Here is a 15,272-nt window from a genome sequence, read left to right on the forward strand (position 1 = left end):
GTCACCCTCCGGTCGTGTAGGTGTAGGAGCCCCAGACGTTGAAGTCCTGGGCCCAGCCGTCGGTGTGCAACCTTGCCAGATCGTTCTGGTTGACCTCCCCGAACAGCCCCACGTTGCTCCGTGGCTTGCCGCCCGCCGGGTTGCCCCAGTTGTACCGCTTGAAGACCTCGACGGTGATCGTCTTGTTGTCGTTGGTGGTCTTCACCCGGTACTGGAACCCGTTGAGGGCGTACCACCATCCCTGGATCCCAGGACCCTTGTCGCCCTGATCCATGAACTTGTGGACACCGGTGTTCTGGCTCCACTCCGTGGCGCTGTCACCGCTGCCCGACTTCTTGGCGTCGGCGACGTTACCGTCGACAAGCGACTGAAAGTGGGGCATGTCGGTCAGCATCTGCTTGACGTCGACCTGGTAGGCGTCGCCCGAGTCGTCGAGCCAGTGGCCCAGCAGATCGGATGCGACGTCGTACCCCATGCCGTGCCGCAGGCCCACGTTGGCGGCCCGCATGTACGACCACAGGTCGGAGTCGAGCTCGGTGAGCCAGAACTTGTCCCACCAGCTCGCCGTGTCGTACGGACGGTCGTCCTCGGCCAGCTGCTTGGGCGTGTCGATCGGGGTGTCGTTCTCGTAGTACTCACCCTCGCCCGGCTTGGTGACGTTGGAGTCCTCACGCGACTCGTAGTAGTTGGTGATGTACGCGTCGCTGCCGCAGACACCCATCTCGGCACAGATCATGTGGCCGTCGTACTCGACCCGGCTGGTCGGGTTGCCGCCGGTGAAGGCGTACCGGTTGCCGGTGTACGGGTCGGTGCCCAGACCCATGTCCGCGAGGGCGCCGTTGTACATGTCCCGGCTGGTGAAGCGGTTCAGGCCCGGGTTGTAGTCGCGGAAGCCCATGTCGTACGTGCCGGACTGGGCGTCCCAGCGCTTGGCGTTGTAGCGGTACGGGTTGTACGCCTCCTTGGTCGGGTCGGCCGCGTCGGGCTTGTCGATGCCGGTGAACTCGGACTCGTCGTCCTTGCCGTAGGCGGTGTAGCCGTACGTGGCCTTGGTGTTGCCGTCCTTGTCGGTCAGCGTCTCGACGTCGGTGTGGCTGTTGTAGCCGTAGTAGCCGTCCTCCGTCGTGCCGTCGGTGTTGTGCTTGACCTGCGACAGACGCTCGCCCCACGGGCTGTACTGGTACGACTTGGTCAGCGTGCCGGCGACCTTCTCGTCCAGGACCTCCTTGGACAGGCCGAGGTAGGAGAAGTCGGTCGTCTTGCCGTCGGCCGTCTTCGACGACGTACGGTCCAGCGGGTCGAACGTGTACGTCGTCGCCTTCAGCGCGCCGGTCGCGTCCGCCTTCTCGGACTTCACGACGTGGTCGAAGCCGTCGTACGTGCTGCGCTCGATGATCTGGCCCTGAGCCGTGACGGACTGCGCGCGGCCGAACGGGTCGTAGGTGGACTTGGCCTCCACGCCCGAAGCCGTGGCACTCAGCAGTCGGTTGCGGTCGTAGTTGAAGACCGTCTCCTTGCCGCCGACCGTCTGCCGGACGACGTTGGCGTTGTCGTCGTGGACATAGGTGTCGGTGCCGGCGCCGTTACCGGTCTTGGCCGACTCCTTGAGGCGGTCGACCGGGTCGTAGCTGTAGTTCGTCGTTGAGTCGAGGTATGCCGTGTTGTTGTCGGCGTTCATCTTCTTCGCCACGTCCTGCGCCTTGTTGCCGTTGGCGTCGTAGGCGTAGGTGTGGGAGGAGACGAGAGTGCCGTTGGCCTTCTTCTCGGACGACGTCTTCAGTGCCGCGTTGAGGTAGTAGGTGTAGTCGACGGTGTTGCCGTTGGCCTTGGTCTCCTTCAGCTTCTGCCGGCGGTCGGTGTAGGTGTACGTCGTCTTCTTCGGCGACGGGTCCGTGGCCGACTTGCCGACCTCGACGGTGGCGACCAGGTCGCGCAGGTCGTAGGTGTACTTGGAGAACTGGTCGGGGTGAGTGATCGTGTCGATCAGGCTGTTGGCGTCGTACGTGTACGACGTCGCCTTCTTCTCCGTGCCCGCGAGCGATTCGGTGACCTTCTGGACCTGGTTGGTGCCCGTGTAGGCGACCGAGTAGGCGTCGATCTTCGCGCCCGGCGACGTGTCGTCGATCGACGTCAGGTTGCCGTTGACGTCGTAGGCGTAGGCGAAGGTCTTCTTCTCGTTGTCGGTCTCACCCGCGTTGTCGCGCACCAGCTTGACCGCGTCGGCGACGGCGACGCCGCCACTGCTCTGGTCCAGCTTCAGCTTGCTGTCCTCGCCCTGCTTGAGGGAGTAGGTGCCCAGGCTGACCCAGGTTCCGGCGCCTGTCGTCTGGTTCTTGGTGACGACCGGCTCGGTGGTGGTGCCGTGGGTGAGGGTGTACTTGGCGGTGGTCGTGGCGCCGGTGACCTGCGGGTACTTCACGTACGCGGTGTACGTGCCGTCCTTGGGGACGTCGAGCGTCCACGTGAACGCGTCCGTGCCGGTGCCCGCCGCGTGGGTGCGGTGGTCGTAGCCCTGCTGGCCGGTGATGTTCCCGGCGGTCCAGGTCCCGGTGGAGGACGTGTTCTGGGTGTCGGAGTTGTCCGCCAGGACCACCGACTTACCGACCGGCACACCGTCGTCGGACTTCGACTTCAGCTTGCCGTCCGGGTAGTAGGACCACGTCATCGTGCGGTTGGAGGACCCGCCCGCCGAGGTCAGCGTGCGGGCCGTCTGGAGACCCAGCTCGTTGTACGCGTAGGTGGTGGCGATGTCCCACGGGTCGGTGGAGGACTTCACCCAGCCGTTGTCGAAGTACGTGTATGTCGTGTCGTTGCGGACGGTCTCACCGTCCGACGGCGGCAGCGAGGTCTTCGCCACCCGGCCGACCTTGTCGTACGTGGTCTCCGTGTAGACGTTCGGGTTGTTGTAGCGGCTGTCGTTCGGGTCGTAGGGCTGGTACTTGCGGACCACGCGGTTCAGCTCGTCGTAGGCCGTGCGGACGGTGAAGTCGTCCGCGTTCGCGGTCGCCGTACCGCGCGGCGTGATCACCTTGGTGACGTTGCCGACCTGGTCGTACTCGTACTTCGTGGAGCGGGTCGTGGTGCCCTCGTAGGGGACCTTGACCTCGGTCTGCTTGCCCCGCTCGTCGTAGGTGACGGTCGTGGTGTTGTTCTCGGCGTCCGTGGTGGTGAGGACCAGCGAGTCCTTGTCGTAGGTCTGCCCGGTGCTCTTGCCGGCCGCGTCCGTGACGGTGGTGACCCGGTGGTTCAGGTCGTAGGCCGTCTTGGTGGTGTAGTCGGTGGTGTCGGCCGTCGCGTTCTTCTTCGGGTCGATGACCGTGACGACGTTGCCGACGTTGTCGTACTCGTAACCGACCTTCTCCTGCTTGGCGTTGACCACCGAGGTCAGCTGGTAGATCGAGTCGTAGTTGTTCGTGGTGACGTAGTCGGTGGTGTCCGACGTCGTCAGCGAACCCTTCGGCTCGGTCGTCGTCCTGAGGTTGCCGGCCTTGTCGTAGGTGTACGACGTGCGACGCTCGTCCGACGTGGTGGTGTCCTTCGGCGCGGTCGCCGAGATGACCTGGTCCGCGTCGTCGTACACCGCCGTGGAGACCGCGCCGTTGGGCGAGGTCGACGTGGTGACGTTGTCGTTGGCGTCGTACTCGGGCGCCGGCGTGGTGATCAGGTCACCGGTCGCCTGGTCCTTCGGGACCGTGCCTTCCTTCGGTCGGCCGTACGTGTCGTAGACCTGCGTGGTGGCCTTGAGATCGGCGTCGGTCACCTTGGTGACGAGGCCGCGCACGTCGTACTCGAAGAGCGTCGAGTCGGACTTGGGGTCCGTGATCGTCTTCGGGTAGCCGTTCGCGTCGAAGCCGCCGTACGTCGTCGGGTTTCCGTTGGCGTCGGTCGCCTTGGTCAGCTCACCGTAGGCGTCGTAGTCGTACTTCGTGGTGTAGTCGTCCGGCACTGTCGTGGTCGCGACACCCTTGGGGTCCGTGACCGTCTTCAGGTTGCCGAAAGAGTCGTACCCGAACTGCCAGGCACGCCCCTCCGGGGAGGTCTTGCGGAACAGGTCCGCCGAGAAGCCGTCCGCGCGCGTCTGGTACTCGTACTTCGCCGCGTTCGCGGGCCACTTGGTGGTGTCCGAGACGCAGGTGGCTGTCTGGTCCGGCACGCCCGCCTTGTTGTTCTCCGCGTCGCGCTGCCAGAGCGGGTAGCCCGTCTTCTGGTCGTAGCAGTACGCGGTCTTGGCGCCGTTGTCCTCCTCCAGGTACGTGACGTTGTTGTCCGCGTCCCAGCTCATCTTCGTGTTCTGGGACTTGGCGTTGGTCGTCTGGACCGGGCGGCCGTAGTCGTCCGTCACGTACTTCGTGGCGTGCGTCTCGGCGTCCGTGACCGTGGTGTCCGTGAACTTGGTGTTCGCGGTGTCGGCCGCGTAGCCGAAGCCGGTGTCGCCGTTCAGGCGGTCGGTGATGGTCTTCGTCCACCAGTGGTACTTCGGGTCGTCACCCGCCTTGGGCTCGTAGTACGCCAGCTTGGTGTCGTGGCCGCGCGGGTCCGTGGCCGTCACCAGCTTGACGTTCTTGTTGCCCTGGGTGGCGTCGTAGGTGAACTTGAAGTTCTTCGGCTGGCTGGAGCCGTCACCGTCGGTGAACTGACCGAGCAGGCCCTCGACCGTGTAGTAGAAGGAGATCTTGCGGCCCGAGATGTCCGTCATGGACTTCACGTGGTCGTAGATGTCCGGGTCGGTCAGGCTGGTGCCGGTGACCTTGGCGCCCGTGCCGTCGATGTAGTCGTACGACGCGTCGCCCTTCTTGTAGTAGTCGAGCGTCAGGGACTGCCGGCCCGCCGGGTCGGTGATGTAGGCGAGGAACTTCGCCGCCTTGCCCTGGGTCTTGTGCTGCTCGTAGGTGTACGTCTGGGTGTTGCCGTTCTTGTCGACGACGGACGTCAGGTAGCCGTCACAGCCGAAGAGGAAGCGGGTGCCGTCGGGACGCAGCAGCGTCCAGGCGTCCGGCACCGGGTCCTTGTCCGGGGTGCAGTCCAGGCCCGCCTTGGCCGTGATGCGGTAGTGGACGCCCGCGGGGGCCTTCCAGGTGCCGTCGGCCTGCTTGGTGAAGACGTGCGTGGTGCCGTCACCGTCGGGGAGGCGGATCTCCGTCGCGTTCGCCACCGGGTTGGGGTGGAAGTCCAGTGCCGCGCCGAGCCGGATGGGCCCGCCGACCTGGGCCGACCAGCCCGCGCCCGCGCCGCCCGGTGTGTTGTCGGTGTCCTGCGAGTTGTACGCGAACCGGGCGAACGTGGTCAGGCCACGGCCCGGGTTGGTGAACGCGTTGTACGACCACACGGTGTTGCCGTAGGCGAGGTTGTTCATCACCGTGGAGCCGGCGCCCGTGTTCTTGCCTGTGTAGGAGTAGAACTTCTCCAGGCCCAGCGTGTTGGAGGTGGGGTCCTCCACCGCCACGTTCTGCTTCAGCGGCGGAATGCCGCCGGTGCCGGCCGACAGCCAGCTGCCGTCGGAGACCTTCTTGACGTCCCAGCCGAGTACGTACTTGGTGCGCTTGCTGCCCGAGTCCGAGTTGATCGGTGTCTTGACCTGCGCCTGGATCGTCGTCGACTGGCCCGGGGACAGCGGCGGGATCGCCGTGGACAGCTGGTTGCCGCCCGTCGTCGCGTCCGTGCCGTCGGGGAGCTGCCAGGTGTACGACAGGACCCGCTCACCGCTCGCCCACGCGCTCGACGTGGTGTTGGTGACCGTGAAGTCCACCGTGTAGGTGGAGTTGGGGGTCATGCGGGCCGGGGTCTGCGGCGCGTAGTACGTGTCGTCCGTGGTGGAGTCGACGTAGATGACGCGCAGCAGCGGGCCGATCTGCGGGTCGGCGGCCTCCGAGGCCAGGAACATCGTCTGCTCCTGCGGGCCCGTGGAGGTCTCGTCCTTCAGCTTGATCAGGGCGCCGTGGTTGGAGGACGGGGTGCGGGTCCAGCCCTGGGTGAGGGAGGTCGCGTCCCACCAGTGACGGCCGACGTCGGAGACCGTGCCGACCGTGTCGGAGACGGTTCCCGAGTAGTCGCCGCCCGCCGTCGTCCACGCCGTGGTCGAGTTCGCGTTGTTCCAGGTGGCCTGCGTCTCGGTGAAGTCCTTGTTCAGGCCGTGGAGTTCGTAGATCGCACCGTTGGTCTTGGTGGTGGTCTCCGCGCCCCACAGGAACAGCCGGGACTCCAGCACCGTGGCGGTGGTGGGGATCGCGCTGGTCGGGAACTTCATGACCGCGCGGGTCTTCTCGGTGGCGTTCGTGGGCGTGTTGTTGCCCACGCTCAGCCACTCCTGGCCCACGTTGTTCCGGCTGATGGTGTCCAGGTTGGTGGTCGGTGTCGCGGAGGACAGGGTGGTGTCCGTGACGCCGCCCGCGGTGCCCTGGATGAGGCGCATGGTGCGGCCCGCCTTGGGGACACCGACGATGCGCGTGGGCGAGCCGAGGAGCTGGCCGCCCTTCGTCTTCACCGCGAGCTGGTAGTAGTACGACCGCCCGATCTCCGCCGAGGAGGAGTCCGGCGTCGGAGTCGCGGTGGTGTCGGTGTACGCCGTCGCCGCCTTGTCGATCGGGGCGACGAGCGTGGCCGCGGACGGGGTGAACGCCTGCTGCGTGGAGCGGTGCAGCTGGTACTCGACGATGTCGTTGTCCGGGTCACCGGTGGTGTTCGAGTACGCCTTCCAGGACAGCTCGGGGCCGGTGGAGTGGACGACCGTCGGCGAGTTGAGGGTGGTGCCGACCTTGCCGTAGGTCACCGTGAGCCGCGGGATCGTGGAGGTCTCGCCGCCGTAGTCGCCGTCACCGGCCTCGTAGCGCGGGCCGCCCATCGGGCCGTTCGCCGACTCGTCCTCGGCCTTGAGGATGAACCCGTTGTTGACCGAGGTGCCGTCCAGCCACTGCTGGACCGTGTCGGTCACCGGGAACTTGTGCCACTGGCTGTACTCGCCGATGTCCTTGTTGATCATCGCCGGGTTGGTGAAGCGGACGGCGTCCGCGATGACGGCCGTGGTCGCGGAGGCCGGGCCGTCGCCCAGGACGACCTTGCCCGCCGTACCCTTCGCGAAGTCGATCTGCGCGCCGTTCGCCAGCGGGGCCCAGACACCGTTCGTGCCGGACTGCTGATTCACCGTGTAGGTGGTGGTGCCGGTCTTGGACGTCACCGAGTACGGGGCGTTGGTGGCGCGGTCGGTGGCGGCGACGTAGTGCACGTCGACCTGGTAGGTGCCCGCGTCCTTGATGTTCGGCTGCCAGGTGTAGGTGTCCCCGGCCACCGTGTCCTTGTTGTACCGGTAGTCGTTGCCGATCGCGTACTGCGTCAGCGTCGACCCGGACGTGGGCCAGGAGCCGGTGGCCGCCGTGGTGCCCGCGTCACCGTCGTCCACCGTGTAGCTGGTGCCGGACAGCTCACCGACGTACGAACTGGTGTTGTTCCAGTTCGCCGTCGTCTCGTCCCAGGCTCCCGTCGCCCGGTGCACCTCGACCGGCACCTTCGTGCCGCCGTCGTCGTGCGCGTTGTCGAAGTACATCTCCAGACGCGCCGAGTCGATCTGCGTGCCCGAGGGGATCTCACTCAGCGGGAACTTGATCAGGGAACGGGCCGTGCCGGTGGCCGTGCGGCCCACCGACAGCTTCCAGGAGGTGTTGTAGTTCGTCGTCGGCGCCTCCTGCAGGACCATCGTGTCCTGCGAGTCCGACGGCGACGGGGCGATCGTGATCGTGGGGTCGATCACCACCGGGTACTGGCGGTCCTTCGACGCCAGCCACTTCGTGTCCGGGGCCACCGTCAGCTTCCAGGACTTGCCGTCCCGGGTCAGCTTCTGCGTGACCCTCGTGCTGTAGGTCTTGCCGAAGACGGACTTGTCGGCCTTCTTCGCGTCCGTCATGTACGGCGCCGGGATGACCATCGCCGGGGTGTTCGGCAGCGCACCGTACAGCGCGATCGACCCGTCCTTGCGGGCCCGCGGGACGAGCCCGTCGGTGTCCAGCGTGAACGTGAACTTCACCGGACCGGCGGGGCGTTCGGCCAGGGTGATGTTCTCCTTCACCCGGCCGGGACCGACGCCGTACTCCAGATCCGCGCCGTGCACGGCGTCTCTGTACGTGACCTTCGAGCCCTTGGCCACCGGCTTCAGCGCGCCGTCCGCACCGTCCAGGCCCAGCGTGACCGAGCGGCCGTCCGGCGACCGGAAGCGCACCAGGTGGTCCGCGTCCGAGCCGAACCAGCTGCGGCCCTCGTTGGTCGTGTTGGCGAAGTCGAAGCCGTTCGCGTCCGTCGCGTGGACGGCGGTGTCGATCGGCTTCCAGCCCGCCTTCTTGCCGGAGCCCGAGCGGTACGAGGTCGGCACGGCCGACAGCTCCGCCTGCACTCGGCCGTCGGACATCTGCCAGAACCGCGCGGTCGAGGTGCGCCGGGCCTTCAGCTCCTTGACCCGCTTCGCCTTCGGCGCATTCCTGCCCTTCGGCAGCTTCTGCCGGTCGGCCACGTCCAGTTCGTCGTGGGACGGCGGCTTGGCGAGGTCGTGACCGTCGTCGGCGCCGAGCCAGCCCTTGACGGTATCGACTATTCCTTTTCCGTCACCGTCGTCCGAGTCGGACGCCGCATATGCGACCTGTGGCAACGCGGTACTCGCCACCGCGGACACCACAAGGCACGCGATAAGCCTGCCCAATCTGGGTTTCACTGCAACCCTTTCCTCTTGTCAGACGTCGTAAACATCAGCCGGAAACTTCTGGCTCACCCGATGGCGGGCAGGCCGGACGTAGCGGCGCCGCGGTTGTAATCACGCAGGTGACGGCGTGTCAATCGACCTCGCAGATCACGACAGTTCCCCCATCGCGGGAAATCGGCGCCCGGTTTGTCCACTCGCTGGCGCGCCTTGTCCGCCGTCCTGTATAAGAGCCCGGATCCGGGAATTCGGGCGCACGTCCGCGAATTCCGAGCGGCCGATTCAAAAGGGACTTCTCATGGGCGCTGAAGAGCGGGAAATGGCGGCGGAAACGGCCGAGAACGGGGAGTACGGGGAGAACGGCGGGAATTCCGGACCCGGTGACACGGCGCGCGGGCTCCGCCCGGACCGCACCGGCCTGCTCATCGGCGGCGCCCTGCTGGCCGTCTGCAGCGGGCTCGTCCTCTACGGCGTGCTCGACACCGCCGACAAGCCGGCCAAGCCCCCGGTCCCCACGGCCGCCGTCACCTACGAGGTCACGGGGAAGGGCACCGCCGACATCGCCTACCAGGGCCGCAGCGAGGCCGGGACCGCGACCGTCGACCGTGCCGTCGCGCTGCCGTGGAAGAAGACCGTTCAGGTACCGCTCGGCAAACCGCCGCTGGTCTCGATCACGCTCGGCGAGAAGGGCGGTGAGGCCAGCTGCTCACTCGCCGTCCGCGGCAAGCACGTCCAGACAGCCTCCGCGTACGGCAGATTCGGCCGCGCCACCTGCCAGGCCGAACTGAACTCACCGGAGCCGTCGGGCACTGCCGGGTGAGGGCGACGGGGTCGTTGAGCAGCCTCGTTGGGGTCGCTGAGCGGCCTGCCCGGGAGCAGCCTGCCCGGGGAACGGTCGCGCCGACCCGTCGCGGGCGAGGACGGCATCCTGCACGTGCCCGCCGGGGAACAACACCGGGCCGGGCCACGCGCAGACAGCGGTGCTCAGCAAGACAGCCCTCGGGGGGCCGGCCGCAGCGCCGAGGACGGCGACCTACACGTGCCCGCCGGGCAACAGCACCGGGCTGAGCCACGCGCAGACGACGGTGCTCAGCAAGACGGCCCTCAGGGGGCGCCGGCCGCAGCGTCGGGGACGGCCACAGCGCCGTCGTGGCTGCCTGATCCGGCCGGTCGGGGCCCGCTCATCCCGGAGGGGCCCCGCCGGGTGTTCATGCCGAGGCGGTCGCGTCGCGGCAGAGCAGGCGCAGGGAGCCCTGGCCGGCGAAGCAGCGGCGGGCCTCCTCGATGGGGTCCCACAGCTTGCCGTCGGGTGTGCGGACCCAGTGGTCGCCGCCGGTCGACCACCACTCGGCGCCTGCCTGGCGGACGATGACCTCGCCGGCGTAGGCACCGAGGCCGCGCAGCACGTTCTCGACCGCCGCGTACGGCGGATCCTCGCGACGAATGTCCTCGATCATCCGGTCCACCCGCCACAGGCTCTGCGCCGAGTAGTCGAGCCGCACCCGCGCGCCCTCGCGCATGGTCGCCACCGCGTCGGCCGCCCACCGGACGGGCTTCGCCGCTGCGTGCGGCCTGGTCTCCTGCTGTGCTGTCACGTACTGCGCTGTCACATAGGGAGAAGCGGCCGGGGCCTGGTATCCGTCACCCGGATCGGGCCCGGTTCCCCAACCGGTGCAGGACCGCCCCACCGCCACCGCACGACAGCCACAGGACTCCCCCAGAACCGGGGGTTTGAATTCAGGTCAGCCGCGGCTGCGGGCCCGGCGGGACACGACCGCCTGCAGCACCCGGCGGCCCTCGACCGAGACGTCCAGGGCGCGGCGCAGCCCGTTCGAGCCGTGCTCGGCGAGGAGTTCCAGGACGACGACCTGGCGGCGCAGCTCGGCGGCGACGAGCGGGGACGCGTCCGCGGCGCCGCCCTCGCGCCCGCTCTCCGGGCCGTCGGCCGGCGAGTTGCCGCCCGCGGCCGGGTCGAGGAGCCGGTGGATGCGCAGGGAGGCGACGGAGCAGGCGTCGGCCCAGGCCCGTATCGCCTCGGCGGTGCGCTCGGCCGGAGCCGCGTCCAGCATGCGGTGGGCGAGCTGCTCGGCCTCGTCCTCGCCGGCCTGCGCCGGTCCGAGCGCGCCACGCGCCTTCTCCAGGCCTGCGACCCACTCGGAGCCGTCGGCGAGGCTCGCCCACAGCGGGCGCAGCACCTCGTCGTCACCGCCCAGCAAGGGCACACACCGGTCCAAACAAGCCAGCCCACTGGCAGCCAGTCCGCGTTCGTCGGCCTGAGCGATCAGTTCCACCAGGCTCATGAAAGCCTCCCTCGCCAGGGCGCCGCCTTTACGGAGCCCGCACTTCCCCTAACTGCGTGCGACGGCGAGAGAGTGTCACAGCAGTGGGTTTTCAGCCAAGAGCTGGGACAAACACAGGTCCGGCGAGGGCCTTCTCGTGCTGCATGCGGGTCAGCCGCAGCACAAGAAGGACGGCGAGCACGGCGGCCAGGATGTCGACGCCGTCGGCGATCATGACGTGCAGCGCGGCGTCCCGGATCGCCGGGGCGGTGCGCGCCGCGTCGTACTCGCTCTGCATGAGTCGGCCGGTGAGGGTGGAGAGCAGCCAGAACCCCCACCAGGCGTTGATCAGCCCGTGCCGCGCCCGCACGCCGACGGGGTGGCTGGCGTCCCAGACGTCCAGGGCGATCCGCCGCGGGAAGTAGAAGTTCGCGATGGGCACCACCCAGCCGGCGATGGTCCACGCGCGCGCCTTGCTGTGCCCGTCGGGGCTGAACACCTCGGCGTTCACCCGCACCCGGTAGAACCAGACCAGGAACACGACCGCGCAGACCAGCCAGAACACGGCCTGCGCGCCCCCCGCCGCCGAGTACAGGGTGTCCGCCTGGTCGGCGCGCCCGGTCAGGTGCTTGCCGAAGGGGCCGGTGCCCGCCGCGAGGTCGTCCGCCACGCCGTACACGTTCAGACCGGCCACGACGGCCGCCAGGTCGGTCAGGACGACCAGGCCGAGAAGCACGGCGGTGGCCCTGCCGAGCCCGACCGGCGAGCGGAGCCGGGCGCCCTTCGTGCCGGCTCTCATGACATCCGTGCTCATGGTGATTCCCCCGTGTCCGCCAGGTGCGTGGTGCACGCGGAAGATACGGTTCACCGACCTGGCATGTCCACTTGAAGAATCAGCCCAGCCGGTCCGCCAACTGCCTGAACTGCGCCCAGGACAGGGCGGGCGTACGCGGGTCCCACAGCTTCTGCACGGTGGCCCGCAGCGGCATCCGGATACCGGCCGCGACCTGGTCCTGCGTCTGGGCGCCTGCGATGTCGCTCCACACCGCGAAGGACCCGCCGAGAATCTGCCCGTCGTAGCTCGCCGGTACGGCGGTCGTGCCGCGCAGCACCCGCGGGTTCCACTGCTCGTAGATGCGCTGCCCGGTCGGGTAGACGAAGGTCTGCGGCTGCCCGAGGACGTAGTACAGGAACTCGTCGTTGTAGTTGAGCACCTTGCGGCCCGCGCTCAGGTACTCCACCGGCTGCCGGGCGCCGATCTCCTTGCCGGTCCAGTAGGCGACCTGGAGGTCCTTGGCGGGCTGCACCGACGTGTTGCGGAAGAAGCCGTCGTTCCAGGCCCGCATGGTCCGGTCGTGGGCGCGCACGGTGGCGGCCCGGTCGTTCAGCCAGCCGGTGGCGAGGTCGGCTACGGTCGCGCCGGTGCCGTACTTCTGCTGGGCGGCGGCCGCCAGCTGCGGATACGACGCCTGCGGGTTCGCCACGGTCAGCGCCTGGTACTCGTCGCCGCCGAGATGCCACTGGTCACCGGTGAAAAGCCCGGCGTACTCGCCCAGCAGGTCATCGACGATCTTCGCGGAGGCGGGCTTGGAGATGTCGATCGCGCCCCGGGTCGGCACCCCGTTCACGTTGCGCAGCTGCAGGTCGGGGTGGGCGGCTATGACCGCGCCCAGATGCCCGGGCGAGTCGATCTCGGGCACGACGGTGATGTGCCGGGCGGCCGCGAGGCCGACGATCTGCTTGACCTGCGCCTTGGTCAGATGGTCCTTGGAGACGATCTCGGGATGGGTACTGGACTCGATCCGGAAGCCCTGGTCGTCGGAGAAGTGCAGCCCCAGCTCGTTGAACTTCAGGTCCCCCAGCTCGCGAATCCGGTCCTCTATCCAGGACGCGGTGTACGGCTTGCGCGCGATGTCCAGCATGAAGCCGCGCCGCGGCTTGGCGGGCTCGTCCCGTACGACACCCTCCGGCGCCGTACCGCCGCCGTGGACCTCCTGCTTGAGGGTGCGGGTGCCGTAGAAGACGCCCGCGTCGCCCGGCCCGCTGATGTCGACCCGCCCGTCGCGCACGGTCATCGTGTACGACTCCGGGTTCCCGCCCCCGTTGCCCAGGGTCAGCCGCAGATCGCCGGCCCGGACGTCGTCCTTCTCCCCCGCGTACGACAGCCCCAGCTCACCGGCTATCAGCCGCCCCTCGTCGGCCAGTTCCGGATCGCTCACCACCACCCGCTCGCTCCGCTGCGCCCGCCAGCCGGGCCCGCGGGCCGGGGTGTGGGAGCGCACCGCGGGTATGGTGCGCGGCGCCTGGGAGAGCGGATAGGACCGGCTGGGCGAGGGACTGCTCGGCGTGGCGGCGCGACCGGGCGCGGCACCGGAGGCGCGGTCCGACGGCGCCTGCGCCGCGCTCCCCGCCGGTTTCCCGCCGCCGTCCGCCGAGGCCCACACGCCGACGCCCACGCCGAGCGCGACGGTCCCCGCGAACGCGGCGGCCACGACCGCCCGCTTCCGCCTCACCTGCTGCGCCGAGGCCCGGCGCCTGTGCTGGTTCACCCAGCCAACGTACGTCCGATCGAGGGTTCATCCGTCACCGAGACGTTCCGAAACTCTCCCGTTGGAGTGAAATTCGGGCATCCCACGGACACACAGTGACCACTCTCGATAACGTGATGACACACCTTTCACGGCATCCCCTGCCACACCACATGTGACGCGAGGACCCACGCTGCCTGCGCACCGTCTCCCGTACCTCCCCAAACCGCTGGACGCCTTCAACGCCGCACCCGCCGACGAAGCCCGCGCCCTGCTTCTGCACTGCCTGCGCAGCCTGCACTGGTCCCGCCGTCTGGCCGAGCACCGCCCCTACCCCGACCTGGAATCCCTCCTGGCAGCGGCTGACGAGGCGGCGTACGACCTGTCGCCGGGGGATCTGTCCGAGGCACTGGCGAGCGAGTCGCTGCCCGAGCTGCCGGAGGACACGTACTCCGCCGCTCACACGGCCCTGAGCGCGGCCCACGCGGCCTACGAGGCCCGATTCGGACACGTTTTCGTCATCTATCTGGGTGATTGTCCGCGCGAGGAGACCCTCGACCGCATCCTCGAAGGCATCCGATCACGATTGACGAACGATCCCGAGGAAGAACGGGTAGTGGCGGCCGAGGAACTCCGGCGCCTTGCAAGAAGCAGGCTGGCAACGTCCCTAAGGGGCGCGGGGAACTGCGCGACCAGCCACAACGGCGCCGCACCCGGCAGATAACCGGACACCCCACCCCAGTAGCCGCAAGGCAATAGCCCATCCGATGCCAGTTTGATCACACAGGTAGGCCCCCCGTAAGCGGCAGCGCACCGCATGGATACGATGCTGAGGGCCGGTGGACCGTACCCGGCCGGGCCCGACCGACACCGAAGCCGGCGCGGCCCTAGTCCCCGCTCCCGGAGGGTTCTTCCGTGCCGGCTGGAACGCTGTACCGCGGCCGGGAAGGAATGTGGTCCTGGGTGGCTCACCGAGTCACCGGCGTCCTCATCTTCTTCTTCCTGTTCGTTCACGTGCTGGACACCGCACTCGTCCGTGTCTCCCCCGAGGACTACGACAAGGTCGTAGCCACGTACAAGACGCCGATCGTCGCGCTGCTGGAGTACGGCCTCGTCGCCGCCATCCTCTTCCACGCGCTCAATGGCCTGCGCGTCATCGCCGTCGACTTCTGGTCGAAGGGCCCGCGCTACCAGAAGCAGATGCTCTGGACCGTCGTCGGCGTCTGGGTCGTCCTGATGGCCGGGGCGATCTACCCCGTCCTCGGCCACGCCGCTCGTGTTCTGTTCGGGAGCTGACGCCCATGTCCACGACTGAAACCACCGCGTCCGGAGTCGGCCCCGTCGAGGGTGCCCCCGTCTACACGGTCGACACCCCGGCCCCGCTCATCGAGGCGCCGCGCAAGCGGACCAAGAAGACCCCGAAGTCCACGCGGGGCAACTTCGAGATGGCGGCCTGGCTGTTCATGCGCCTGTCGGGCGTCGTGCTGGTCGTCCTCGTCCTCGGCCACCTGCTGATCCAGCTCGTGCTGGACGGCGGCGTCTCCAAGATCGGCTTCGCCTTCGTGGCCGGCCGCTGGGCGTCCCCGTTCTGGCAGGTCTGGGACCTGCTGATGCTCTGGCTCGCCATGCTGCACGGCGCCAACGGCCTGCGCACGGTCATCAACGACTACGCGGAGCGCGCGAACACCCGGCTGTGGCTCAAGGGCCTGCTCTACACCGCCACGGTGTTCACCATCCTGCTGGGCACGCTGGTGATCTTCACCTTCGACCCGAACATCCGCTAGGCAC

9 protein-coding genes are annotated in these 15,272 nt (G+C 68.3%); 4 read left to right on the forward strand and 5 right to left on the reverse strand.

All coding sequences use genetic code 11. The features are described from left to right. Nucleotide 1: 1 nt before the first annotated feature. Entirely contained in the window at nt 2–7,687 is a 7,686-nt protein-coding gene (locus tag ACFY3C_RS28480) for a DNRLRE domain-containing protein (RefSeq protein WP_390772789.1), read from the reverse strand. A 1,288-nt stretch (nt 7,688–8,975) separates the two neighbouring features. Between ACFY3C_RS28480 and ACFY3C_RS28485 the strand changes: the two genes are divergently transcribed. After that, a complete protein-coding gene (locus tag ACFY3C_RS28485; protein ID WP_386578455.1) occupies nt 8,976–9,497 on the forward strand; it encodes a hypothetical protein in 522 nt (173 codons plus the stop codon). A 388-nt stretch (nt 9,498–9,885) separates the two neighbouring features. Here ACFY3C_RS28485 and ACFY3C_RS28490 read toward each other — a convergent pair whose 3' ends face one another. The 4 genes from ACFY3C_RS28490 to ACFY3C_RS28505 form a co-directional block, all read right to left on the reverse strand. Next, nucleotides 9,886–10,272, reverse strand: coding sequence for a hypothetical protein (locus ACFY3C_RS28490; RefSeq protein WP_386578454.1), 387 nt, complete (start codon nt 10,270–10,272; stop codon nt 9,886–9,888). A gap of 147 nt (nt 10,273–10,419) precedes the next feature. Further along, nucleotides 10,420–10,977: a hypothetical protein gene (locus ACFY3C_RS28495; protein ID WP_386578453.1), complete on the reverse strand. Its 558-nt coding sequence runs from the start codon at nt 10,975–10,977 to the stop codon at nt 10,420–10,422. A 91-nt stretch (nt 10,978–11,068) separates the two neighbouring features. Then, nucleotides 11,069–11,770, reverse strand: coding sequence for a DUF4328 domain-containing protein (locus ACFY3C_RS28500; protein ID WP_390772744.1), 702 nt, complete (start codon nt 11,768–11,770; stop codon nt 11,069–11,071). A 79-nt stretch (nt 11,771–11,849) separates the two neighbouring features. After that, the gene (locus ACFY3C_RS28505; RefSeq protein ID WP_390772745.1) at nt 11,850–13,505 is read right to left on the reverse strand and encodes a glycoside hydrolase family 20 protein; all 1,656 of its coding nucleotides are present in this window, start codon (nt 13,503–13,505) and stop codon (nt 11,850–11,852) included. 154 nt (nt 13,506–13,659) lie between these two features. Here ACFY3C_RS28505 and ACFY3C_RS28510 point away from each other — a divergent pair, with 154 nt between their 5' ends. From ACFY3C_RS28510 to ACFY3C_RS28520, 3 genes are all read left to right on the forward strand, one after another. Then, complete coding sequence (locus tag ACFY3C_RS28510; protein ID WP_390772746.1) at nt 13,660–14,208, forward strand: 2-oxo-4-hydroxy-4-carboxy-5-ureidoimidazoline decarboxylase; 549 nt, start codon at nt 13,660–13,662, stop codon at nt 14,206–14,208. A gap of 191 nt (nt 14,209–14,399) precedes the next feature. Further along, on the forward strand, nt 14,400–14,780 hold the full coding sequence (gene sdhC, locus ACFY3C_RS28515; protein ID WP_043406142.1) for a succinate dehydrogenase, cytochrome b556 subunit: 381 nt from the start codon (nt 14,400–14,402) through the stop codon (nt 14,778–14,780). A gap of 5 nt (nt 14,781–14,785) precedes the next feature. After that, the gene (locus ACFY3C_RS28520) at nt 14,786–15,268 is read left to right on the forward strand and encodes a succinate dehydrogenase hydrophobic membrane anchor subunit (protein ID WP_386578449.1); all 483 of its coding nucleotides are present in this window, start codon (nt 14,786–14,788) and stop codon (nt 15,266–15,268) included. Nucleotides 15,269–15,272: the final 4 nt, after the last annotated feature.

Source organism: Streptomyces sp. NPDC001410 (genome assembly GCF_042895235.1).
Lineage (GTDB): Bacteria > Actinomycetota > Actinomycetes > Streptomycetales > Streptomycetaceae > Streptomyces.